This window comes from Chryseobacterium aahli (assembly GCF_022699665.1).
Taxonomy (GTDB): Bacteria; Bacteroidota; Bacteroidia; order Flavobacteriales; family Weeksellaceae; genus Chryseobacterium; species Chryseobacterium aahli.
In genome coordinates, this window is the sequence record NZ_JALDNB010000009.1 from 21,110 (window position 1) to 46,149 (window position 25,040).

A 25,040-nucleotide genomic window follows, 5' to 3' on the forward strand; every position below is an offset into this window, starting at 1 on the left:
TGCTAAATCTGGGCAATCTGCGAGAATTTTAAAAATTTAAATATTCTAAATTTCTCTGATTACTTTACATGGATTTCCCACAGCCAAAACATTGGAAGGAATATCTTTTGTGACTACACTTCCCGCTCCGATAACGGTATTATCGCCAATCGTAACTCCGGGAAGAATGCTGCAACCTGCACCAATCCAGACATTATTTCCTACCGTAATTGGGTAAGCATATTCCAAAGCTTTATTGCGTTGCTCGACATCGAAAGGATGACCAGCCGTGTAAAATCCGCAGTTGGGAGCGATAAAAACGTTATCTCCGAAAGTCACTTTTGCACAATCTAGAATGACAACATTCACGTTGGTGTAAAAATTCTCGCCAATCTCAATATTATAACCGTAGTCGCAATAAAAAGGTTGTTCGATATGGAAATTTTCTGTCGTTTTTCCGAAGAGTTTTTTAATTAATGCTTTTCTTTCCTCAATTTTCGAAGGTTGAAGGTGATTGTATTCAAAACAGAGATCTTTGCAAAGATTTCTTTCTTGTATCAAAAGTTCATCGATGGCATCGTAAATTTCTCCGCTCAGCATTTTTTCTTTTTCTTTCAGATTATTCATTGTATTTTTACGTTGATAATGGGCAAATTTATAAGCTTAAAGCTCAGAAATCAATACTGATTTATAACCATTCTCAATGAAAACCATCCAATCCGACCTCAACGAAAAACTTCTGCAACAAGAATTCGCTTCCATTTCCGAAAGCGAAAATCTGCAACTTAAAAAATGTCAGGAAATTGCCCAGAATTTTGTGGATTTAGAAAATGGAATAGCCGTTTTGAGTGACCTTCAAAACAATAAAAGTTATGTTTACTCTGGAAAATTGGCAGATGAATTGAATATTTTTCAAGAGCAAAATACTCAGGAAATTGAAAGTATTTGGGAAGAAGAACTTTTCGCAAAATTAAATCCTGAAGATGTTTTACAGAAGCATCTGCTTGAACTTCAGTTTTTTCAGTTCATTAAAACCATTCCTTTTGAACAGCACAAAGATTATTGTGTGGTGAGCAGACTGAGACTTGCCGATAATCCAACTCAGAAAGCACTTTTGCACAAAATGTTCTACTTCACAAATGCCAATGATAAAAATGTAGAACTGGCACTTTGCCTCTATCATTTTGATTTTCTGAATTCTTCTCTTCATCACGGGATGATCATCAATACGGCAAACAGTTCAGTCATTCATCAGACGGAGGCGGGAAATTCATCATTTTTATCAGTTCGTGAAAAGGAAATTTTGAAAATGATTCAGGATGGAAAAAGAAGCAAAGAAATTGCTGAATTACTTTTCATCAGCATCAATACCGTAAACCGTCACCGACAGAATATTTTGGAGAAACTTCGTGTTGGAAATATGACTGAAGCCTGTATGATGGCGGTAAAGTTGAGATGGATTTAATTTTTATATTCAATTCAAACTAATATTGTTTCTAACAAAGATTATTATCTTAAATTTATCTAATCAATAATTATCGTAATTTTATTTTAAACAAAATCAAAAAATGGATTTTCTAAAAGATCATTCGATTCAGAACGAGCTGGTATTGATTTTTATTTCGGTGATTCTTGGGCTTTTTATCGGGACCGAAAGAGAATACCGGAATAAATCTGCAGGTCTACGAACCTTCATTCTCGTGTGTTTCGGATCTTGTCTTTTCACTATTCTCTCTATAAAAATTGGAGTGAACGATCCAGATCGTTTGGCTGCAAATATTATTACAGGAATTGGTTTTTTGGGTGCCGGAGTTATTTTTAAAGGAGATAATAAAATCGACGGAATCACGACAGCAACCACCATTTGGGCAACGGCATCCATCGGAATGGCAGTTGGTTCAGGATATGTTTATCTGTCTTTGATGGGAACTGTTTTGGTGCTTTTGATTTTGAGTTCGCTTACTTATTTGCAGAATTTCATAGACAACAATCATAAAATTCGAGAATATAGAATAGTTGTGAAAAATTTTGAAGATGTTGCTTATTTTGAAAATATATTTAAAAATTATCACTTAAAATTTTTTGTTGTCAGACAAAAATTCAATCAGGAAAATATTACGACAACATGGATGTTGACAGGGAAACATACCAATCATGATCTATTTATTCAACAACTTCGACATGACGAAAAAGTAAATGCATATGAATTTTGAGAAATTAAAGAAGTTTTTTTACAATTTTACGGGAATCATCATCTAATTCAAAGATTTTAGATTTAAAAACACCGAAAAAAGGCTGGAAATCAGACATAATTCACTAATTTCGCATCCATATTTTATGGAAAATTTATTGCATTTTTACGTTAACCGATTAGGAATTTCTTTGGAAGAGGCGAAGCGTCAGACAGTCAAATTTGAGAAGATCGAAATTCCTAAAAAAACAATCATATTAAACTCAGGAGAGACAGAAAATTACCTTTATTTTATTGTTGAAGGGATTGTGCGTTTTTTCATGCACAAAACCCATCCTACAGAGCCACCTAAAGAGATTACTTTTTCGTTTATTGCTAAAAATATGTTTTACAGTGCATATGATTCTTTCATTACTAGAAATCCCTGCGAATACAATGTTCAGGCATTACAAAACACTGTTGTTTACAGAATTCACCACCTGGATGTGCACGATTTGTATGAAAACACAAAAATTGGTAATTATATAGGCAGAATTTCCGCAGAACAGCTTTATTTAAAAAAAGCACAGCGGGAGATTTCATTGGTATCGCATAATGCAGAAGAAAGATATCTGAATTTGCTTAAGTCCTACCCGGAATATATCCTTCAGATTCCGTTGAAATATATTGCCTCATATCTGGGAATTACCCCGCAGGCGCTAAGCCGTATCAGAAGGCACATTTCTTAACATAGATTCATTTCATTAGACTTATTAAACACTTAATTTTGCTGCTACTTAAGAGACACAAATGATGAGACTTTATTTGTCGGATTAAGTTAGATTTTTCAATCTAGAAGATATAAATTCCCAAACCCTTCAGAATAAAAATTCGGAAGGGTTTTCTTTTTTCTAAGAAAATTAAATCCGTATTTTAGACAAAATTTTTTTGTAATGATAAAACGTACTATTTTGATTGCTTCGGCGTTCTTCAGTTTTTCTTGGGGAATGGCCCAGCAATACGGCGGAATGTGGATTCCCACTGAGTTGAATGAAAAGGAGATGAAAGACCTGGGAATGAAAATCTCTGCCAAAGATATCTTCAACACTCAAAAACCAAGTATAAAAGACGCCGTGGTACAATTTAACGGAGGTTGTACGGCTGAAATTATTTCGCCAAAAGGTTTACTTCTTACCAATCACCACTGTGGGTACGGACAAATTCAGGCACATTCAACGGTTGACAATGACCTTTTGTCAAACGGATTTTGGGCTAAAAATATGGGAACTGAATTACCTAATCCCGGAGTTACCGTTGATTTTATCTTAGATATCAAAGAAGTTACGACTCAGATTTTAGAAGACACAGACAATCTTCAGGAGCCTGAACTTTCAAAAAAAATCGCCGCTAATATTGAGATTTATAAAAATTCTCAAAAAACAGAACCCTATCAGTCGATTTCTGTAAAATCGATGTATTACGGAAATAAATTCTACGCTTATGTGATTGAAACCTACAAAGACGTTCGTTTGGTAGGAGCTCCGCCACAAAGCATCGGTAAATTCGGAAGTGATACCGATAACTGGGTCTGGCCAAGACATACGGGAGATTTCTCCATGTTCAGAATTTATGCTGACAAAAATAATAAACCTGCTGAGTATTCTAAAGATAACGTTCCTTACGTTCCGAAACATTACCTTCCGGTTTCTATAAAAGATAAGGCTGAAAATGATTTCACATTTGTATTTGGTTTCCCTGGCAAAACTACCGAATATCTTCCGGCAATTGCTGTTGAGAAAATCATGACTGAGATTGACCCGGCAAGAATTGCAGTGCGTGACGTTGCTTTGAAAACTTTAGACGAAAAAATGCGTGCTGATGATGCTACACGTATTAAATATGCTTCAAAATTCGCTTCCGTTGCCAACTATTGGAAAAAATGGATCGGTGAAGTAGAAGGTTTGAAAAAATCAAATGCCGTTCAGAAAAAAGTAATGTACGAAGGTTCTCTGGTTTCTAAAAACCCGCAAATAAAAACCACCCTAGACGAGCTTAATAATTCATATAAAGATCAAGCACCTTATGCTCTGAACAACGCATACTACACTGAAGTTATAAAAAACGCTGAAACATTAAAGCTTGCAAGCGACTACTACAGCTACATTAATTCTGTTGAAGCAGGAAGAATGGATGAGAAAGAGCTTAGCAAACTAAAGAGCAAATTAACTTCATTCTACAAAGATTACAGCGCAGAACTTGATGCTAAAGTTACCGCAAAACTTTTGGCTTTATATGCCAACAAAACTGCACCACAATTTTTACCGGCTGGTTTTGACAAGTACAAAAATGAAGCTCAAAATATCACCAATATTGAAGAAATATCAAAAAACTCCATCATTACAGGAAGATCTGCAGTCAACGGAGCTTCTTTGAATGTTGATATTGACAAAGCTTTTTCTAATCCGGATAAATTGATTAAAACTTTAAAGAAAGATCCTATTTATCAACTTTTCTTAAGCATCAGAGATACTTATATGAAAACTGCTGATCCGCAATTCACTTCTTTGCAGGCAAAAATTGATGGATTGCAGAAGAAATATATGGCACAGCAAATGTCGACAGATAAAGACAGGAAATTCTTCCCAGATGCCAACTCTACCCTTCGTGTGACATACGGAAAAGTAAAAGGATCGACACCGAAAGATGCCGTAACTTACGATTACCAGACGCATTTGGCAGGTGTCATGGAAAAATATGTTCCAGGAGATTACGAATTTGATGTTCCTAAAAAACTGATTGATCTATATGATAAAAAAGACTTCGGAAACTACAAGGATAAAACAGGTGATGTTCCTGTAGGATTTACAGCGACCAACCACACTACGGGAGGAAACTCTGGTAGCCCAGCCTTAGATGCGCAAGGAAATCTTGTAGGATTGAACTTCGACAGACAGTGGGAAGGTACAATGAGCGATATCAACTACGACCCACGTTTCAGCAGAAACATCATGGTTGATACAAAATATATTCTTTTCATCGTTGATAAATTCGCCGATTCTAAATGGCTAATTGACGAGATGAAAATTGTGAAATAAAATTCAATTTCATGTATAAAAGGAGCGGGCGAAATCTTTGATTTCGCCCGCTTTATTTTTTTGTTTAAAAGTCAAATTCAGTTTAAAAACTAATGATCTGCAATATTCTTCTGACTCAATTTTAGATTAATTCAAATATAAAGATCTCCTTAATCTCTAAATATGCACAACAAAAAAATTAATACCCAAAAATCTCTTCCAATTCAAGTTCTTTAAAACTTCCCATTTGCTCTACAGCTTCCAAATTCAGGTTTTCTTTTTTTCCGATAATGGCTGTATTGAACTGTACAGGCTTGATAGCGGTCTGATAAAACTGCTTAATTTCGTCAAAATTCAAGCTTTCAATCTGACTGTAAATATCTTTTCTGAAATCGTGAGTGATTCCTAGTTTCTGTAGTTTTAATGTATTGAAAAATATATTGGTTCTTGTAATTCTCGTTGATGCAATCTGCTTTAATGCGGCATTTTTTGCATTTTCAAACTGAGTAGTCACTTCCGGAAGTTCATCCATCAGTTCGGTCATTGTGTCTACTGCAATCTGCAGTTTATCAGGCTGTGTTCCGACATACGTGGTGATGTAATCGGGATGACCAATTTCTGCATTGGGAGAATAAGAAACATATGCTGAATAGGCTAAACTCTTACTCTCACGAATCTCCTGAAAAACTATTGATGACAAACCACGCCCAAAATATTCATTAAAAACATTGATTTTACCAAAATTTTCCGTGTTCACATGATGTCCCTTCCCTATTTTACTCATCTCCATCTGCACCATATCGTAATTGGTGAAATAGACATTTCCTACCGTTTCCGGCTCAGGATACTTCTTTGGATCAGGGATGCTTCGGCTCTGGATTTCAATAAAACCTTCTATTTCCTGCTTAAATTTCTCAAAATCTTTCCCGTAGAAAAATATCTGATATTGGAATTTAAATAAACTTTTAATACGCTCTGTAAAATCTTCTACTTTTGTATTTTCAAGCTCATCTTTCGAAAGAAAATCTAAAAATCTTGAACCTTTACCCAGCTTTGTGTAGTTCGTCAAAGCCGTCATGATGCGGTTTTTATCTTTCTTTCCTGCTTCACGGTTTTCCAGAATCGTTTCTACAAACTGATTGTAAATTTCCTGATCAGGCTGTACATTTTTCATCCAGTGTTGAAGCAATTCAATTCCTTCCTTCATGTTTTCCTCTAATCCGCTGAGAGAAATATGAAGCTGATCTGAAGTGGTTTTAAAATCATTGGTAATTCCTATTTTAAAGAATTCCTTTTTCAAATCTTCGGGCGAGAATTTTTCTGTTCCGAGATATTGTAAAATTTGGGTAGAAATTCCCAATTCACGATCATTATCGCTTCCAAATGGGAAAATAAAATGTACCTGAGCAATTTCGTTGTATTTATTTTTAACGAAACTTATTTTTTTGTCTTTTACAACGTCTGTCGTAATTTCTTTCTGATAATCAATAAATTCAGGCTGAATATCTTCAGTCTTTTCACTGATGATTTCTTTTAAAAATTCAGATTGAGCATCACGGTTGATTTTGATTGCGGTAATTCCGGGATTGTCAACTCTCAACAGTTTATCATTAACGCCTTTCTCTTTGTTCACGACCACATAATTATCTTTAAAGAAATCATTGGCAAATGCAATCACCTCTTCTCTGGTAATTTCTGCATATTCATCCATCTCATTCAGCTCCTGTTCCCAGGTTCTGCCTTTGATGTAGGTGTCGTAAAGATTATTGGCTAAACCTCCTGCAGTTTCCAAAGCTTTCATTCTCTGAAGTTTGAAATCGTTAATAATGGCAGGAAGCATCCAATCCGGGAAATCTCCCTTTTTCACAAGTTCGATTTGCTCCAAAACCATTTCTCTTGCTTCCAATAAGGTTTGATTTTCTTTCGGAACGGCAACTATCGAAAAGAAACCATAATTTTTCAATCCTAAAGAATAAGCCTGTGCCCAAAGCATTTTTTGAGTCTGATTGATATGTAAATCCAGCAAACCGGCTTCTCCTCTATTGCTTAAAATGTTGGCAACCACATCGGCAAGCATCGCTTCTTTCGAACCATAACTATCAGTTCTCCAAGCCAATTGAACTCTCGGTGTTGTCGGACTGTACACTGTTCTTTCAACGATTTCCGTCATTGGTTGTTCGATAATTGCCTCTTTTTTTGGCAATTCTTTGTAAGGAATTGCTCCAAAATATTGATCGACAAGTTTGACGGTTTCTTCAAAATCTAAATCTCCCACCAAAACAATTGCATAATTATTGGGAACATAATATTCGTCAAAATACTTATGAATTGCCTTCATGGAAGGATTTTTCAGATGTTCAGGCTTCCCTAAAGTTGTTTGCTGACCATTCGGATGGGTTGGAAAAAGAGCTTCCATCAAAGAATCATTCACCAAACGAGAATCGTTGTCCTGCGCACGGTTGAATTCTTCATAAACGGATTCTAATTCAGTATGAAAAAGTCTGAGGACCAATTCTGAAAATCGTTCTTTTTCAACTTTCAACCATTTTTCAAGTTCATTATTGGGAATATTGTTTTTGTAGACTGTTTCATCAAACCATGTGTGGGCATTCGTCCCGCTCGCTCCGAGAGATGAAATGATTTTATCATATTCATTGGCGATTGCAAACTGACTTGCTTCCTGAGAAATTTCATCTATTTTTTTATAAATCTCTTTCTTCTTTTCAGGATTTTGCTCGGCTTTATGTTGTTCGTATAAATCTGAAATCTGATCAAGCAATACTTTTTCTTTCTCCCAATTTTGTGTTCCGATTTTTGAGGTTCCTTTGAACATCATGTGCTCAAGATAATGCGCTAAACCCGTATTATCAGAAGGATCATTATTACTCCCCGTTCTCACAGGAATGTAGGTTTGAATTCTTGGAGCGTCAAAATTTTGAGCCAAAAAAACATTCAATCCGTTTTTTAGGGTGTAAATTCTGACTTTATTTTCGTCGTGGGTGACGGTGATGTATTCGTAATTATTTTTGTCGGTATGAATCGTTTCCTTATATCTTCTGTCAATCATATCTAAATTCATTTTCACTCTTTTTTAAAATCAGAATGCCTTACAAATGTAAGGATTCAAAAAATAAGAGTGATTACAATTGTTTATATTAAATCTATGGTGATGATTTAATTTAAGTGTTGTCTTTTAAGTTCAACGTTTCTTTTTGATTTAATAAATTTTAAATCATTTTAAAGGGATTTTATTATCTTAGTTGTTTATTAATTCAAATAAATGAAACTTACCTATTTCCTGCTATTTTTAATGATTGGTTTTACCAACGCACAAACTCACCGTTTCTTTTATGAACTAAAATCTAAGGAAGATTCTACCCAAACTGAGTCTAAAAAAAACTTTATGGTTTTAGATGTCAATCCTGCTGAAACAAAATATTACGACTATCGTTTATTGGAAAAGGATTCTCTCAACAGACTGCACAATTCTCAGGATACCAGCTGGACACACCAAATACCTGTTGTAAGGAAGAAAAACTCTGATAAGAACATCAATTTTGCTTTCGCAGGTGAACAATTATATTCTTATCAGACAGAAGATTTGGTAGAATGGAAACTATCTAATGAAACGAAAAAATTAACGGGTTTCAATGTTCAAAAAGCAACAACTAATTTTGGTGGCAGAAAATGGACGGCATGGTTTACAAAAGAAATTCCATTTTCTGAAGGACCGTATAAGTTTAGGGGGTTACCTGGTTTGATTGTTTCAATAGAAGACAGCCAGCAACAGTACATTTTCAATTTAATTAAAAGCAAAAAATTGGCTGAAACTTACGACACTTCAAACATTTTAGAAATTAGATATGGAGATAAACCCTTAATGGTTTCAGAAAAAACATTTGTCAAAAAATCACTTGAATATTACGCTGATCCTTTACAGGAAGATCGTGAAGAACTGAGCAGAGGCAAAACTATCAGTATAGAGATTGACGGAAAAAAGTATACGAAAGCCAGCGAACTGATTCCTCTTATCAAAGAAGAACAGGAATATATCCGGAAGAACAATAATCCGATTGAAAGAAATAAAGCAATAAAATATCCTGTGAAATGACAGCAAGCTTTTTCCCCTCCCAACAAGACTTCCGCAAATGGCTGGAAGAAAATCACAAGACAAAAACAGAGCTATTAGTGGGTTTTTATAAAGTCGGAACTAAAAAACCTTCTATGACATGGTCTGAATCTGTAGATCAGGCTTTATGCTTTGGCTGGATTGATGGTGTGAGGAAATCAATAGATGAAGAAAGCTACAGCATTCGGTTTACCCCAAGAAAACCGACGAGCATCTGGAGTACCATCAACATTAAAAAAATGGAAGAATTGACTAAAGCAGGTCTTATTAAGCCAGCAGGCGTTGATGCATTTAAGCTTAGAAAAGAAAATAAATCCGGGATCTATTCTCACGAAACTGAAAATGTGAAACTTTCTGCAGAATATGAAAATCAATTTAAAGCAAATAAAAAAGCCTGGGAATTTTTCGAAAAGCAAGCGCCATCATACAAAAAAGTCATGACCCATTGGATTATGAGTGCTAAACAACAAAAAACGCAGATTTCACGTTTAGAAAAAACAATTTTGGAGAGTGAAAAAGAAAAGCGAGTTTCGTAAGCTAACAGCAGCTACAATTCATCTCATCAAATTTTATTATTTTTAAGTTCCAAATCAAAAATATAAAAGAAGCTTTTGCGGCGTTAATCCTAATCTTTTGCTTTTCATGCACACCGTCTGAGCCTAAGAATCAGTCACGGGAAAAAACTGAGCCTAAGACAGGTCCACAGATTGAAGCAAAAAAAGATACAATAAAAAGAGATACGCTTGAATTTATTTCTTACAATGATAACTTTGATTATACTCAACTCAACGGTAGAAAAGGAAAAGAAGAAATCGATTTTGTTAATGACAATAACAACGACCGCAGTTTTCTTCGGGGTGATCTCATCGCCATTGAATGGAAAAATGACACAATTTACATCGCAGGAGATGGAGAAACTCCGCAAATTGCACAGTGGATTGTTTCTGCCAAGAAAATCAAAGACGGAAATGTTTCAAAACTCAGAAAGGAATATCGCAAACCTATCAAATATCATTACTCAAAAGAAGATGAAATTTCAGATTCTTATTTAGACCATTTACATAATCTCGCAGAATATTATATTGCCAATTCCAAGAATGATTTGGTTAAATTATCCCTAAAAGACAAGATCGATCTCGCCTACTCCGTTGAAAAACAGACCAAAGACAATAAAGAATATTATGTCTTGGGGATATATACAGAATCTGAACACAAAATCAGTACCTTCCAATGGCTCTACATCGATCCGGAAAATGATAAAATCTATGAGTATGATTTGCCCAATGACAAACTGATTTATTTCCCTTAAATTTTTAAAACTAAAAAAACACCATCATGGCATCAAAAAAACAATTATTAGAAAGAGAAACCACTGAATTACTGAATATTCTACAGCAACGTTTTGAGAAAAACACCAACCGTCATCCAAAAATGGACTGGTCAAAAATTGAAACAAAACTGAAAGCAAATCCGCAAAAACTTTGGTCGCTTAACGAAATGGAAATTTCCGGTGGCGAACCTGATGTTGTAGATTATGATAAAAAATCTGATGAATACACGTTTTTCGATTGTTCGCCAGAAAGCCCGAAAAATAGAAGAAGTTTTTGCTACGACCGTGAAGCATTGGATTCGAGAAAAGAAAACAAACCACAAAATGATGCATTGACTGTCGCTGCGGAAATGGGCGTGGAAATTTTGGATGAAACCCAATATAGATTTTTACAAACCTTAGGAGAATTTGACCTGAAAACATCCAGCTGGATAAAAACTCCAAAAGATATCCGAGCTTTGGGCGGCGCACTGTTTTGTGACCGACGTTACAATACCGTTTTCGTTTATCACAATGGTGCCAATTCTTATTATGCCGCGAGGGCTTTTCGTGGATTTTTGAAGGTTTAACCGAATAGAAAACAATTCGTCAGTTCGAGTGTTTTTCGGAATGAAATGGAGAAAAATGTATCGAGAACTTGTCAACTTCTGGCCAAATATACTTACAATCATTCAAAAAAAAATCGAAAAGTTCTCGATACGATTTTTTCAAAATCTACTCGAACTGACGGTTTACATACGTTGTTATCTTGTAAAATCATAGAAAACTTTTTATATAAAACTATTAATCTTACCTTTGACGCTTCAAAAAATTAGCATGAATACACAGACTTTAGATTTTTGGGTAGGGAATTTTAATTCGGAAGAAGATTTTCTGCAGTTTGTAGAAGAAGATGACAACTACTATCTGAATGAAGAAGACGACGACAATTTTATCTCAAAATTTTCTGAATCTCAAGATACAATTTGGTTTGACGGGGATCTGGCAGAATATGGTTTCGAAAATTTAAGCAAAAATATTTATGAAAACTTTTCAGAATACTCATTTGCCGAGCAATGGCTTCCTGAATTGGTGCATAAAATCAACCTTTCAGAATTGAAATTCGACATCAACGCTTTGATATTTGTAAGTCAAGGACAAATTCCAAAACCAGTTTCTGTGGAATCTGATGATTTTTCTTTGGTGTATTTGGGTGGCGTTGAGATTGAGTATTAGGATTTGAAAATATCTTTTGATAAAAATTAAAATCTATATTAAAAACTCTACCTTTTCACAGAATCATAAAAGTAAGGCGGTCTCACACCCATAGGATACACCACAAACCTTCCTTTGTTTGAAAAAAAAGTAATAAATCTATTGTCTTTATCATCTTTATTGGCATAAAAAATAATCTCGGCTGATTTTATTTTAGATGAGTTTTCTTCAATTTTTCCAATTTCATAATACTCAAAAATGAAAGGATTATCATCGGGAAAATCGTAGTAAGTGATTTCATTTTTGTCAAAATCGATGTAAGCGTTTTGTTCTTTATCAACAAATATTTTGTGATTTGCAAAATACTTTTCGATGTCACTTTTATTTTTAAATGAAATAAAATTTGCATCCGGATTGGCAAATAAAATATCATCTACAGTCTCTATTTCTAATGCCAGTAAGGTAAGTTTATTTTTTTCTAATCTAAAATAAAAATCAAACGTCTTTTTCTGATCTTTGGAAATTCCGGTTGCTCTGAAATTACACAATGTCTCAAGTTTTTTATTTTCTTCAAAAAATGAATCCGGATGCGCTGTGTAAGAATTGTCAAAATCATTTAAAGAGAAACCACCCTCATTTTTGTTAACAAAAAAACCGATTTCTGCGAACTTAAAATCTCCAATATAATCCAGTGTTTTGCTGAATTTTATGTTTTCAAAAATCTCGCTTTCTAACCAATCAATTTCATTTTCAACACTTGATTTCAAACTGATTATTGGATATGGACCGTCGTGATAATACATCATCATACCCAATTTTGGGTCTATGTATTGATCTAAATTTTTAGCTTTATGAGAATTGAAATCTTTCGCAAACTTTGAAAAAACTGATATAGAATCTACTTCTACTTTCACAGAATCATTTGATTTTGAAGTCACGACAACTTTCTGTTCCTGATGTTGTTTATCTGATTTAAAATAAAAAACCAAAGAAAGGATTGCTGCAATAAGCAGAAAAATCAGAAAATATGCCGTTTTGGTTTTCACTTTTTCAGCTATTAAAATTAATGCGCTTCCAACCAATTCTTCCCTACTCCCACCTCAACCAATAGCGGAACTTGTGTTTCTATAGCATTTTCCATTTCTGTTTTAATGATATTTGTAGCCACTTCCACCTCATCAATCGGAGATTCGAAGACCAATTCGTCATGTACCTGAAGAAGCATTTTGGTCTGTAATTTTTCTTTTTCTAATTCTTTTTGAATTTTAATCATCGCCATTTTCACAACATCAGCCGCACTTCCCTGAATGGGAGCATTTACAGCATTTCTTTCGGCATGAGCCCGCACCACAAAATTTCCGGAGTTGATGTCTTTCAAGTGACGTTTTCTTCCTAAAATCGTTTCTACATAACCGATATCACGAGCTCTTTTCACTTGCTCCGCCATGTATTCTTTCAATTTCGGGTAGGTTTCATAATAGGCTTCAATCATTTGTTTGGCTTCAGATCTCGATAATCCGGTTTGTTCTGCCAAAGCAAAAGCTCCCTGACCGTATAAAATTCCAAAATTTACGGTTTTCGCCTGGCCACGCTGGGTTTTTGAAACTTCTTCCAACGGAATATTAAATAATTTCGCAGCCGTAGAAGCGTGAATATCTTCCCCATCCTGAAACGCCTTGATCATATTGTCTTCACCAGAGATTTCGGCAATCAGACGCAATTCGATCTGAGAATAATCGGCAGAAATAATTTTCTTTCCTTCCGCGGAAACAAACGCCCCACGGATTTGCTGACCTCTCAAAGTACGAATCGGAATATTCTGTAAATTTGGATTTACACTTGCCAAACGACCTGTTGCAGCCGTCGTTTGCGAGAAATTGGTATGAACACGATTATCGTCTTTATCAATCTGCGACGGCAAAGCATCTACATATGTTGATTTTAATTTTTGATACGTTCTGTACTCCAAAATATGCTGAATAATTTCGTGTTTTGAAGCTAATTTTTGAAGCACATCTTCGGAAGTTGCGTACTGTCCGGTTTTTGTTTTTTTGGCTTTCGGATCAAGCTGCATTTTATCAAACAAAACATCACCCAACTGTCGTGGTGAATTCATATTAAATTCTTCACCGGAAATTTCAAATATTTTGGATTCTAGTTCTCTTAAATCATTTTCAAGGTCGATGCTTTCCTGAGCGAGCCATTTTTCGTCCAAAGAAATTCCCTCCAATTCCATTTTAGCTAAAACTTCCATCAATGGCATTTCTATGTTGTAGAAAAGATCTTCAAGATTTTCTTTTTTCAATTGAGGCGCAAACAATTCATATAACTGGAAAGTTACGTCAGCATCTTCAGCTGCATAATCAGTCTGCGTTCTTAAGTCTACATCTCTGAAACTTCCTTGATTTTTTCCTTTTTTACCGATAAGGGTTTCGATGGAAACAGGTTTATAATTTAGATAAACTTCTGAAAGATAATCCATTCCGTGTCGTCCGTCCGGATTTAAAAGGTAATGGGCAATCATGGTATCAAACATTGCACCTTTCACGGTCATATTGTATTGCTTCAGAACTTTGTAATCGTACTTTAAGTTATGAGCAATTTTCAGTAAATCTTCTTTTTCAAAAAACGGCCTGAAAATCTCGAGTGTCTGTAAAACCTCACCCTGATCTTCCGAAAGCGGAATATAATACGCCAAACCTTTTTTATATGAAAAGCTCATCCCGACTAATTCGGCTTCCAGTTCATTCAAAGAAGTGGTTTCGGTATCAAAACAAACAGCTTTTTGTTTTAATAGATTTTGAACTAATATTTTCTGAGCTTTAGGATTATCTACAAATTGATACAAGTGATCATTTTCAGTTATCGTTTCTTTGGTAGAAGTTGCTTGATCGAGTTCTTCAAAATTGGCAAAAAGATCGAGTTGACCTACGTTTTTCGCAACTTTTTGCAGTGGAGTTTCTTTTGCTTCAACTCCACTATCTTTTTTCTCAACATCGCTTGTTACCAAACCTGTTTGAGCAGGCGCAAATGCACGGTAAAGATTTTCATATAGTCTTGTGAACTCAATTTCGTCAAAAATCTCCTTTACTTTTATAAAATCCGGAGTTTCAAGATCATATTGTTCCTGATGGAATTCTACGGGCGCATCACAAATAATCGTCGCTAATTTTTTAGATAAAATTCCACGCTCGGCTGAGGCTTCTATTTTTTCTTTTAATTTTCCTTTTAATGTATGGGTATTGGCTAAAAGATTTTCGATAGTGCCAAATTCCTGTAAGTATTTCATTGCAGTTTTTTCGCCGACGCCATCTAATCCCGGAATATTATCAACGGCATCACCCATCATCGCAAGAAAGTCTATGACCTGTTTTGGATCTTCGATTCCGTATTTTGCTTTTACTTCTTCAACACCCAGAATTTCGATTTCGCCACCTTTTAATCCTGGCTTGTACATTTTAATTTTATCGGTTACTAATTGCGCAAAATCTTTATCGGGAGTTACCATAAACGTGGTATAACCTTCTTTTTCAGCCTTGCACGCAAGTGTTCCTATCAAATCATCTGCTTCATACCCCTCCACACCCAAATGCGGAATATGCATGGCATCTAAAATCCTGTGTAAATAAGGAATCGCAATTCTGATGGCTTCAGGAGTTTCGCTTCGATTGGCTTTGTATTCTGCAAAATCATTGGTTCTGATACTTGCTTGCCCAACATCAAAAACCACTGCCAAATGAGTAGGTCTTTCACGTCTGATTAATTCGATCAAAGAATTTGTGAAACCGAAAATCGCAGAGGTATCAACTCCCCCACTCGTAATCCTAGGGCTTCTGATCAATGCGTAATATCCTCTGAAAATCATTGCATAAGCATCGATCAGAAAAAGCCTTTTGTCCTGTGTTGCGTCCATATTTTGAATAAAGAACAAATATAAGAAAATGGGTTTGTTTGGGATAGATTTATATCAGGAGATTCTTTATCACTTCAATAATTGAAATTTTTTGTAATGAGGAAAGGACTTAATATTTTTAATATTTTGACAGTTAAATCATATTTAAAACAAAGAACGCATCAAATTGATGCGTTCTTTGTTTGATTTATTCTGAAGCTTATTATGATCTAATATTAGTTGTTTTCAGAAGCAAATTCCTGAGTAAAAAACTATTATAAATTATATAATAATTCTCATTGCCTTCAATATTAAATTACAAACTTTTAATAAAAAAAGCTGCCCTAATGAACAACTTTAACAATAATTACTATTTTTAATCAGACAATAGTCATTTATATTATATTTTTAAACTTATCAATTGGAGGCAAGCCTACCTTCTTTCTTTTTATATTAATTTGCTCAAGTTCATCATCCGAAAGAGGTTTTTCAACAACATCATTTTCATATTTAATAAAAAAAGTATCAATAAAATCCTGTAATGTGTCAGCAATAAGTATATTTCCCTCATCAATATCGCTCTCGTGATGCCAATAATAGATTTTGCTAAAAAAATTTTCTTCTAAAGAATAATAAATAATATCACCCGGATAACCTTCAAATAAAGGAAAAAACTTTAAATTTATTTGATCTGTCGAATAATATTGATCTATTATTGACTCTATACTTTTACTTGATTGCCCCCATCCGAATATCGTTCCAATTTCTATTTCTCCTGATTGTAAAAATTCTGATTTATTACTATTTTTCGCAAAAACATCTTTAGTAAACCTGCTGTTACCAAATTTGGAGATAAATTCAGCAATTTCACTATCAGGAATATTTCCCATAGTTTTTTTTACAAAAGACAAACCTTCATCTTGCAATGATTCTGAATTTTGATCTTTTAAATATTTAACACCTCCTAAATCTTCAATCTTATTAAATATATTACTCATGATTTTTTTTTTTAAATTCCGTTTAATTCTCTCATATCAGATGCACTTCCTTTATGAGGAACATTCCCATGTAAATCTGTAGGGATTAACTGTACAGTTTTGTCATCTAAATGGTGAGGAGTAAGACCTTGCTGGCTTAACCATTCTTTTGCCTCTTTCTGCGTTTTAAATCCATATTCTTGTTTCATTTTTTCATATATTTTAGGGAAATCACTATCAGCACCTGTCATTCCGTCAACTTTTAAATCATCTCCAACTTTCCATTTGCTAAAATCCGGTCTTCCATTTGTAAATGGAATAGGTTCGTTATTAGTTATTGCATTTACCTCTGGTTTGTCAGATTTCCACAGTCCATTACCTGGAGTTCCCTCAACCCATTCTCCATTAGTTTTTGGTAATCTTCCTCTTTGATATCCATTATGCACCAAGATCCCGTCTTCAGTCACGTAATAATTCTCATTGCCTTCAATATCAAAATTATAAACTTTTTCGTAATGAGGCAAGGTTTCTATGCTGATAACGGTAGTATAATCTCCGCCTTTTAAATGTAAAAGATCTCCGGCTTTAAGGTTTCCTGCTTCTATCCATTCATCATTGCAAAAAAATCTGTGCTCAGGAGTGACACGAATAAATTCCCCTGTTGGCAACTCCAAAGAGAGCATTTGCTGAGTAAACCTTTCGTGTTTTGTAAGAATAGGTTTGTATTCCTGCTGTTTAGTTTCTTCATTAAAGGTGAGTACGAAATCTCCTTCATACAAATCTTCAATATTAGCCAATCCATTTTGAATATGTACTTTTGTTCCTGCAGGAAAACATACTAATGTAGCCCCTTTAGCTGCAAAAATTCCTAATATAAGACTTACGCCGCTTTCCTGTAATTTTTCAATAGCACTTTTATCACTGCTCCAAATATTGTACTGTTCATAATAAGCTCCGCCAATTCCCAGTCCACGCATGGTTTTACAAAATAAGGATGCATTTTTAAAGCCTTTAAAAGTAAACTGTTCGATTAATTCTTTTCTTGCAGTATTGGCAAATTGTCGTCCAAATTCACGCCCAAATGTAACTGCAGTCTGACGTGCTCCAGTAACTCCCGCAGCTGTGGTTGCTCCTGCTGCACCTCCTACCATTCCTACCGCACCGCGACCGGCAAGAAACCCGAAAGCAAAATTGGCAACGTGACCAAGATTTGTAAGTGCCGCACTACCCCACGCTTCCCAAGCTGTTTCTTTCGGAGTAATTGTTCCGCCTTCTGCTACACAAATCATCACAGAAGATAATGTGAGTGCATTATTGCCTTCTATCTCAAATTTTTCTGCTGTATTTTCCCATTTTCTGCTTGGTGCTGCTGCTTTACATTTTAGTGCTCCAATTGCAACTGCGGCTAAAATAGCTGCTGCAATAATTGCTGCTACAAGCCATCCCGGTCCGGGAATCATTGCACAAATTCCCACAGCAATTCCGGCAACGGCTCCTGCGATGAATGCGGTTTTGCCAAGACAGATAAAGTTATTGCCTTTTAAAGTATCAAGTTCAGTGGCAGCTTTATCTCCGCTGAAGGTTACAAAATCCTGGCTTGTAACTTTCATCTTTTTGGGTGACATCCCTTTATCGCAAACAACGTAATGTTTTTCGGTAAGATATTGTTCGTCTGCCATAATACTGTTAGAATTCTAAGTGAGTATCCATATAACAATGATAATAGAAAAACTCGCCAAGCTGCTCTGTGATTGTAAAATCAGACTTTAGCAAGATTCTGTCATCATATAAGTACTTTCCTTTTACTTTGTAATCGGGATGCATATAATTGTCTTTTGCAAATTCCCGTAACCTTCGAATCATTTTATCATCTCGGATCATCATTCCATCAACATTCCATTCGCTTAATTCCTGCTCGTTTAGTTTTTCAGTAACTGAAATATTGACAGGAATCACTACACCAGCTCCAAATCGATCCATATCTTCTCTTTTCTGATAACTTTTGCTACCTTCAGCAAGAGGTTCTTTTCCAAAAATATAGAAGAACTGATACAAAAAATGAATATATCTGATGCTTTTGATTTCCATTTCTTCGTTAGTGAGCTCGTATTCTTTTGCCCTGATAATTTCATAAGCTTCGATGGGATGCGCATTTGTTAACCAATCTTTTACTTCTTTCCATTTATCACGAATCATTTCACCATTATAAATTTTAGCGATTTCACCTTTTTTATTAACGCCAACTTCAAGCGTACTGTAAATACTGCATACTTTGTTGGTCATTTCAGTAATCTGTAGAATTAAAGGATCTTCATACATTTCTAAATTATATTCCGTTTCTGTAATTTCAAAAATGTGAAAATCTTCGTCCGGATCTTTTCCTTTATAAGTGACTGATGTTTTAATGTTTATTTTATAATTACTGTCTAAACTATGAACTTTAGTTTTTCCAATAATATCGGTATTGTATAAATATTCTTTACCTACTTCCATCAGGATTTGCTTATTTATTAATATTTACTTTTTTACCATTAATCTGCACTTCTGTACTTCCCGTTACATTTACATTTTTCCCTCCTACTGTCGTATCATCTGTCGCAGAAAGATTAATCGATTTTGTAGCATCAACTACGATTTCTTTTCCATTGATTGTAATTTTACCTTCTTTATCAATAACAATGGTACTCGCTCCTACAATAATTTTAAATTCAGTTGTCGCTGTAAGTGAAACTTTACCAGATTTATCCATCTGAAGAATTGAGGCTTCACCCACATTAATCATGCTTGTATTTCCGGCTTTTACTGTGTTATCATTGGCAACATTTACCGAATTGTTATTTCCAACCGTTACTGTTTTATCCTTATTGGTATTGGTTGTTGCATTTCCCGCACCGTCAAATTTCATATTAGCACCACCTTGATCGGTAAGAAATACAGAACCTGCACCATCATCAAGTTCCAATTTATTTCCGCTTCTGCTGCTTAAACTTTTTACATTATTTCCTGCGCCGCCACCGCCACCTACTTGTCCATGGAACATTCCGCCCATCACAAATGGTCTGTCAGGATGCTGGTGCGCAAAATTGACAACAACCTGATCTCCCACTTCTGGAATTGCCATAAAACCTCGATTTTTACTTACTTTATCGCTTCCTCCGGCATCGGGTGTCATAACTCTGATAAATTCTGAAGTATCCTGACCGCTCTGCCAGTCAAACTGTATCTGAACTCTTCCTTGGTTCAAGGGATCGGTATTAGAGATAACTTTTGCAAACTGTGCATCTGCTCTCGGGCTTTCAAACTCAGGTCGTGGAATATATCCGCAGTCTGCCGCAATAGCTTCAAAGTTTCCGGTGTAATATCCTCTGGCATCTACTTCATGCGAGACTTCTATCATCAAAAGTTTCGTAAAATATGAGGTCTGATTGGTATCAGATTGTCGCATCTCGATATCAGCAGCACAACCCGGATACAAAAACGGAACTGTAGTTGTTCCTGAAGTTACAAAAACCCCAGAAGCTTTACTTCCCGCCGTTCCTTTTTGTGAAGCATCCACATCCATGAAAGAAGATGCTTTAATCGGAGCAACTCTTAGTGATGGTGTAGTGAATGTTTTTTCAGAAATTTCGTATGCCCTTTTAGCAATATCTGAAGAATGATTTATTTTTGAACTTCCTGTTGTCAGCTTTTCATTTTTACTGCTGTTATAGCCATAAAATGTAGGATTTACATGCTGAGCTTTCATTTTAATTTTAACATCATTGACGCTGCTTCCGTAAGTAAGCTTTACAGGTTGTTCCGAAGGTGGAAGTTTTCCAAAATGCAATACTTCGCCGTCATAAAAAAACTGTTCGCCATAGGCTTCAGCAATTCTAGCTAAATAATTATAATGCGTCTCTTCGTATTGTGAGCTATAGGAAACATTTCCATGTTGAGCGTCTACCCTAAAGTCAAATTTGCTTTCACCAAGACCTTCTTTTATTACACGGTCTGCAATACTGTTCAGGCTTATTTCTTGTGCACCGCCAAAACTTTGAATGTGTGGAGCAGCATCTAAAAGAACCGTAGGGCTGAAACCTGTGAGGACAATATTTCCCAGACTTCCTTTATCCTGACTGAAACCGACTTCTGTAATAACGCCGACAAAATTTCTTTCGGGACCATCGATGACATCTTTATATTTAAAAATAACCGTCAGTCTTTTTCCTAAAAAATTTTGGGCTTCTTCTAAATTGTGATTTTCTGAACTTCCCAAAGTATCATGGGCTAAAGTCAAACTAAAACTATGATGTTTTACGGCACTCTGATTCAGTTTAAAATGTTTAAAATGCTGAATCTGTTTTCCCTCAATAATTACATCAAGCTTTACTACTCTGTTGATGCCTAAAATCTGGCTGGTAGGAATTGCCGTTGCATTATGAATCTTTGAAGTTGGCTGCCTTGCCCAAACTTTTCCTTCGGTTGTCAGAGCATTGTTTGACTGCATATTTTGATTCATAAACATCGTTGAAGAATTCTGTACAGTTCCGGAGAGCGATTGTGCCTGAGAAATTTTCTCACCAGCTTCTTTCACTTTGCCCCCGGCCTTTTGAGCTTTTTCATTGGCTTTATTCACCACCTGCGAGGTAGCGGAATCTTTCGAGGCTTGCAGCTTTTCTGAGTTATTATTCTGAAACATAGCAATATTTTTTCGATTGATGAATTGCGAATTGTGATTCTATTCAGTTATTTGACAACATATATTGCACCAAAATCTTATTTTGTTAGAAAAAAATGCAATTTTATGAAGTCAGTCATGTAATTTTTAACAATTTAAATATTTAATTAAAAAGTTAAAAATCCCTTAGAAACAACAAAACAGAACAGCTTGCTTTTTGACGAGCACGCTATTCTGTAATAATTTGATTTTAGATAATTCGGGTTTTATTTTCCTGGCCAAATACCTTCATAAGCTGCATTTCCGTAGTTGATTTTTTCTGCGCTTACGATGAAGCTGATCAACATAGAATTTTGGTCTACAGCGTCAAAATCAACTTCATGCTGAATAACGTAACCGTTTTCCCAGTTTAAAGTGATTAGAGTACCTTCTTCGTGAGATTTGTTGAATGTGATTTCACCAGAAGTTGGTTTGTATTTTCCATTAAGCAAACTTTCAAGAATTTCAGATTTCTCTGTAGCTTCTATAGTAAGTTTGATAATTGCATTGGAAGGATCTGAAGCTACGCGTCCGGAAACGTCTGTAGATCTTGATACACTGTAATTAAGCTTTAATAATTTTTGTCCTTCGCTTCCGTTGAATTTTAAGATTCCTCTTGAATTGTCTGCCATGATTTTGTAAATTTTAAACTGTTGATATTGTGTGATTTGATGTTTTAACTATAGCGAAGATAGAGCCAAAGATTGGTTACAAAAACATTTTTAGTAGTTATTTGACATTTTGTAGTAGAACTACGATTTTATGTAGTAGAACTACGACTTTTATTAAACAAAACAATAAAACCCTTTACCAGAAAGGGTTTACAAATATTCATTTTGTAAAAAATCACTTAAAAATGAAAAAATTAAGATTTAATTAATAAAATTTTGGAATATTTAACAAATTCAATTTTTTTTTATTTGAGAATCCTTTTACTTTATATAATTCTCTCAGTCTAAAGCAGATCACTTCTTTTCTGTTACATCTCCGGTTTCACCATCAATTATATAGTAAACAGGAATAAAAGCTGGCGGCTCACCAATTCCAAACTCCGGATTTGTATTTGCTTTACCTTTTTCTAGTGTCACAGTGTATTTATTTTTATTTTCATCAAAAGTAATGATAAAAGCGGAATTTCCGTTTTCGTCAAATCTTCCTTCTCCTTTAGATAAATTAATAATTTTCTTCTTATCTAAAATCTTTAGAACATCTGCAGGTTTTATTTTCCCGAACTTTTCATCTTCATTTTTGGTATCAAGTTTTCCTTTCTCATCATAATATTCTGAGATTCCTACTCTAGTGTACTGACCTAAAAGCGTTTCTTTCTTTTTGAGAAAACCATCAGGATAAAACTCTTTGTAAATGGTATAAAATGATGGTTTTGGCAGTAATTCTTCTTGCACTCCGGTTTCATTAAGAGCAGGAGCGGCCATCGATAGGATTGTTTTTCCGTTTTGTAATTTAAGAAACTCGCCATTTTCTTGATATTTCTTAAACAACTGAAAGTCAAATTTTTCAACCGTAGTATTTATTTTATGATTGTTTTTATTGCTATCGTCTTTTTTAGACTGACAATTACACATTAAAAATAATAAGATGAGTAGATGAATTAGTATTTTCTTCATAACAGAATGATTTTCTATATAGAAAAACAGTAGAATAAGAGTTCGCTAAATTGATACTTAATAGATGATACTTCCGCATTACTCATGAACAAATTGAATAAGTAAAACAATATTCCAATTATAAAACCTAGAAGCACAACTATCTAATATATCTTATTTTTTTATAATTTAAATTATTCAATATATTCAATAAAGCTTGACGTGAAGGTGATTAATTATGATACTATCTTTTGTTTAAAAATAGAATTATGAATAAAGCTCCGGTGCCCATTATTCCGTAAATAAAAAAGATAAAATAATCTATATTTCGTACAAGTTCTTGCGGCTCGTGGTCTATTGAAGAAACCTCCGAATTGCTTACGATCATATTACAATATTTCTAGTAAAAAGCCAGAGAATAGTATGAAGTAACTTATTTTGTTTCTCATAGCATTTTTTGGCAGGAATAAGCCTTGGATTCATACCTATATTTTAACAACACCTGCATTTCTTTGACATCATCCGGAATTTAATCGAAAACGTCTTTTTAAGAACCACCTAATTCAATTACATTTAGTAAATAACGAATCAATTTGATTTAGATCATTATGCGATATAGCGTTTATCTCATAATACTTTTCTTTATTGATTAATGCTTTTCGAAATACATCATCTTTTTCTATATCTGATTTTCTACCAATAAATTTCACATAGATTATGTTATCTTTATCTTCAATATATAAGTTATTAACCTGATCTGAGGCATTTCGAAAAATATTTTCGGTGGTTAGTAATTCAACATAACTATCCTTGTAAGAAAAATAGAACTTATATATTGCAGCAGATTCATTTTCAGTTTTAATTTGATTTAATTTTCCATTACACAGAATATTATTAACACTTTCATTACCTGCCTCATCTATTTTCACAAGATTTATTTTACACTTTTCCAGCAACTCTTTATTGCCAAATACCTGAAAGTACTCATTATCCATATTTTTACAACTTATATTTAAACATATTAAAAAGATACCACAATATTTAGCGATGGTCATTAAAAACACCTTGATGTGTTGATTTGATAAGTAATCCATTTTTGTATACATTTAACGGGTTAGCTTTAGGAAACTCTGATTTTCGCAAATCTTCTTTACTTATATTATTTTTATCACTACTAAAACTCATTGCTTTCCATCCTTCTCCTGGATTACCTGCCACTTGATATGTATTTCCGCGGATATCCCATCCAAAACCATTATCCCCAGTACTTCTTGCTGCACTTGTAACACGATAATCGGGATAAAATGATGGAAAAGAAGATGTTGATTGTCCCCACACCTCAACGTTTTTAAAATTTGATAAGCTTGATATATTTTTAGCAAAATTATTCCAATTCTTATTCGTATTTCCTGTATTGCATCCATAAAATACAAACTTTGCCTGCGTTGTCCACTCAACATTTATTTGTTCCCAGCCACACATCAGCATTTGAGATTTATATTGTGGTTCAGGGCAAATTTTAACTTGCTTATTATAAGAAATTGGTCCATCACCACCTGCATGAGAAAATATCCCTATTTCAGCAATCATTACTCTTTTTTTATCACCCTCAGAATGCTTTTTAATAATTTGGGGAATTTGGTCTAATATTTCATCTACACTTTGTATAGGTATACTAAAAGCTTTATGTTTTTTATCATCATACCAACTTTGTTTCTTAATATTTTTCAATCTTGTTTGGCTTCCCTCTGAAATCATCAGTTTACCTTTATGATCTTCATCAATGAAAAAGATTAAATATAAAAACACATCTTCTTTTATACCCTCAATTATCGGAGCATCCTCATTAACACCGTATTTAACTCCAGAATCAAGTCCATTTTGTGTAAATTGATTTGCAAGAGATGAATTCTCAATACTTCCTCCTGCAAAATTTTTTGCTGAGCCTCCCGTTGTTTCTATATAATCTCCTCCTATGTAAGATTCCTTACCCAT

The 25,040-nt window shown here is 34.5% G+C and carries 22 protein-coding genes; 10 read left to right on the top strand and 12 right to left on the bottom strand.

The window, feature by feature from the left end; genetic code table 11:
- Positions 1–45: 45 nt before the first annotated feature.
- Positions 46–606: a sugar O-acetyltransferase gene (locus MQX03_RS14305; protein WP_317224701.1), complete on the bottom strand. Its 561-nt coding sequence runs from the start codon at positions 604–606 to the stop codon at positions 46–48.
- A 76-nt stretch (positions 607–682) separates the two neighbouring features.
- Here MQX03_RS14305 and MQX03_RS14310 point away from each other — a divergent pair, with 76 nt between their 5' ends.
- The 4 genes from MQX03_RS14310 to MQX03_RS14325 all read left to right on the top strand — a co-directional run bounded on the left by MQX03_RS14310 (position 683) and on the right by MQX03_RS14325 (position 5,244).
- A complete protein-coding gene (locus MQX03_RS14310) occupies positions 683–1,444 on the top strand; it encodes a response regulator transcription factor (protein WP_242803874.1) in 762 nt (253 codons plus the stop codon).
- 103 nt (positions 1,445–1,547) lie between these two features.
- Positions 1,548–2,192 (top strand): MgtC/SapB family protein, encoded by a 645-nt coding sequence (locus MQX03_RS14315; protein WP_242803875.1) that lies wholly within the window; start codon positions 1,548–1,550, stop codon positions 2,190–2,192.
- A gap of 124 nt (positions 2,193–2,316) precedes the next feature.
- Positions 2,317–2,898 (top strand): Crp/Fnr family transcriptional regulator, encoded by a 582-nt coding sequence (locus MQX03_RS14320; RefSeq protein ID WP_242803876.1) that lies wholly within the window; start codon positions 2,317–2,319, stop codon positions 2,896–2,898.
- Between the two features lie 204 nt (positions 2,899–3,102).
- A complete protein-coding gene (locus MQX03_RS14325) occupies positions 3,103–5,244 on the top strand; it encodes a S46 family peptidase (RefSeq protein ID WP_242803877.1) in 2,142 nt (713 codons plus the stop codon).
- 178 nt (positions 5,245–5,422) lie between these two features.
- On the opposite strand, the gene MQX03_RS14330 is transcribed toward MQX03_RS14325, so the two are convergent.
- A complete protein-coding gene (locus MQX03_RS14330; RefSeq protein ID WP_394801752.1) occupies positions 5,423–8,302 on the bottom strand; it encodes a M16 family metallopeptidase in 2,880 nt (959 codons plus the stop codon).
- A 201-nt stretch (positions 8,303–8,503) separates the two neighbouring features.
- On the opposite strand from MQX03_RS14330, the gene MQX03_RS14335 reads away from it, so the two are divergent.
- From MQX03_RS14335 to MQX03_RS14360, 6 genes are all read left to right on the top strand, one after another.
- Positions 8,504–9,334: a GLPGLI family protein gene (locus MQX03_RS14335; RefSeq protein WP_242803878.1), complete on the top strand. Its 831-nt coding sequence runs from the start codon at positions 8,504–8,506 to the stop codon at positions 9,332–9,334.
- Positions 9,331–9,888, top strand: coding sequence for a YdeI/OmpD-associated family protein (locus MQX03_RS14340; RefSeq protein WP_242803879.1), 558 nt, complete (start codon positions 9,331–9,333; stop codon positions 9,886–9,888). The genes MQX03_RS14335 and MQX03_RS14340 overlap by 4 nt, the downstream gene beginning before the upstream one ends.
- A 207-nt stretch (positions 9,889–10,095) precedes the next feature.
- Positions 10,096–10,404, top strand: a complete 309-nt coding sequence (locus MQX03_RS14345) for a hypothetical protein (protein WP_242803880.1) — start codon at positions 10,096–10,098, stop codon at positions 10,402–10,404.
- A 50-nt stretch (positions 10,405–10,454) separates the two neighbouring features.
- Positions 10,455–10,661 carry a hypothetical protein gene (locus tag MQX03_RS14350; RefSeq protein ID WP_242803881.1) on the top strand — a complete coding sequence of 69 codons (207 nt, stop codon included), beginning with the start codon at positions 10,455–10,457 and terminating at the stop codon, positions 10,659–10,661.
- Between the two features lie 26 nt (positions 10,662–10,687).
- A complete protein-coding gene (locus MQX03_RS14355) occupies positions 10,688–11,251 on the top strand; it encodes a DUF4256 domain-containing protein (RefSeq protein WP_242803882.1) in 564 nt (187 codons plus the stop codon).
- 247 nt (positions 11,252–11,498) lie between these two features.
- Entirely contained in the window at positions 11,499–11,897 is a 399-nt protein-coding gene (locus MQX03_RS14360; protein WP_242803883.1) for an immunity 22 family protein, read from the top strand.
- A gap of 47 nt (positions 11,898–11,944) precedes the next feature.
- Here MQX03_RS14360 and MQX03_RS14365 read toward each other — a convergent pair whose 3' ends face one another.
- The 10 genes from MQX03_RS14365 to MQX03_RS14410 all read right to left on the bottom strand — a co-directional run bounded on the left by MQX03_RS14365 (position 11,945) and on the right by MQX03_RS14410 (position 25,040).
- A complete protein-coding gene (locus tag MQX03_RS14365) occupies positions 11,945–12,922 on the bottom strand; it encodes a hypothetical protein (protein WP_242803884.1) in 978 nt (325 codons plus the stop codon).
- 17 nt (positions 12,923–12,939) lie between these two features.
- The gene (polA, locus tag MQX03_RS14370) at positions 12,940–15,789 is read right to left on the bottom strand and encodes a DNA polymerase I (RefSeq protein WP_242803885.1); all 2,850 of its coding nucleotides are present in this window, start codon (positions 15,787–15,789) and stop codon (positions 12,940–12,942) included.
- A gap of 374 nt (positions 15,790–16,163) precedes the next feature.
- Positions 16,164–16,766 carry an SMI1/KNR4 family protein gene (locus MQX03_RS14375; protein WP_242803886.1) on the bottom strand — a complete coding sequence of 201 codons (603 nt, stop codon included), beginning with the start codon at positions 16,764–16,766 and terminating at the stop codon, positions 16,164–16,166.
- Positions 16,767–16,777: 11 nt separating this feature from the next.
- Positions 16,778–18,424: a polymorphic toxin-type HINT domain-containing protein gene (locus MQX03_RS14380; RefSeq protein WP_242803887.1), complete on the bottom strand. Its 1,647-nt coding sequence runs from the start codon at positions 18,422–18,424 to the stop codon at positions 16,778–16,780.
- Between the two features lie 7 nt (positions 18,425–18,431).
- Complete coding sequence (locus tag MQX03_RS14385) at positions 18,432–19,238, bottom strand: hypothetical protein (protein ID WP_129536319.1); 807 nt, start codon at positions 19,236–19,238, stop codon at positions 18,432–18,434.
- 10 nt (positions 19,239–19,248) lie between these two features.
- Positions 19,249–21,423, bottom strand: coding sequence for a type VI secretion system Vgr family protein (locus MQX03_RS14390; protein WP_242803888.1), 2,175 nt, complete (start codon positions 21,421–21,423; stop codon positions 19,249–19,251).
- 245 nt (positions 21,424–21,668) lie between these two features.
- Entirely contained in the window at positions 21,669–22,073 is a 405-nt protein-coding gene (tssD, locus tag MQX03_RS14395; RefSeq protein ID WP_129536317.1) for a type VI secretion system tube protein TssD, read from the bottom strand.
- A gap of 333 nt (positions 22,074–22,406) precedes the next feature.
- Positions 22,407–23,066 carry a hypothetical protein gene (locus MQX03_RS14400; RefSeq protein ID WP_242803890.1) on the bottom strand — a complete coding sequence of 220 codons (660 nt, stop codon included), beginning with the start codon at positions 23,064–23,066 and terminating at the stop codon, positions 22,407–22,409.
- A gap of 542 nt (positions 23,067–23,608) precedes the next feature.
- Positions 23,609–24,139, bottom strand: a complete 531-nt coding sequence (locus tag MQX03_RS14405; RefSeq protein WP_242803891.1) for a hypothetical protein — start codon at positions 24,137–24,139, stop codon at positions 23,609–23,611.
- Complete coding sequence (locus MQX03_RS14410; protein WP_129536314.1) at positions 24,087–25,040, bottom strand: hypothetical protein; 954 nt, start codon at positions 25,038–25,040, stop codon at positions 24,087–24,089. The genes MQX03_RS14405 and MQX03_RS14410 overlap by 53 nt, the downstream gene beginning before the upstream one ends.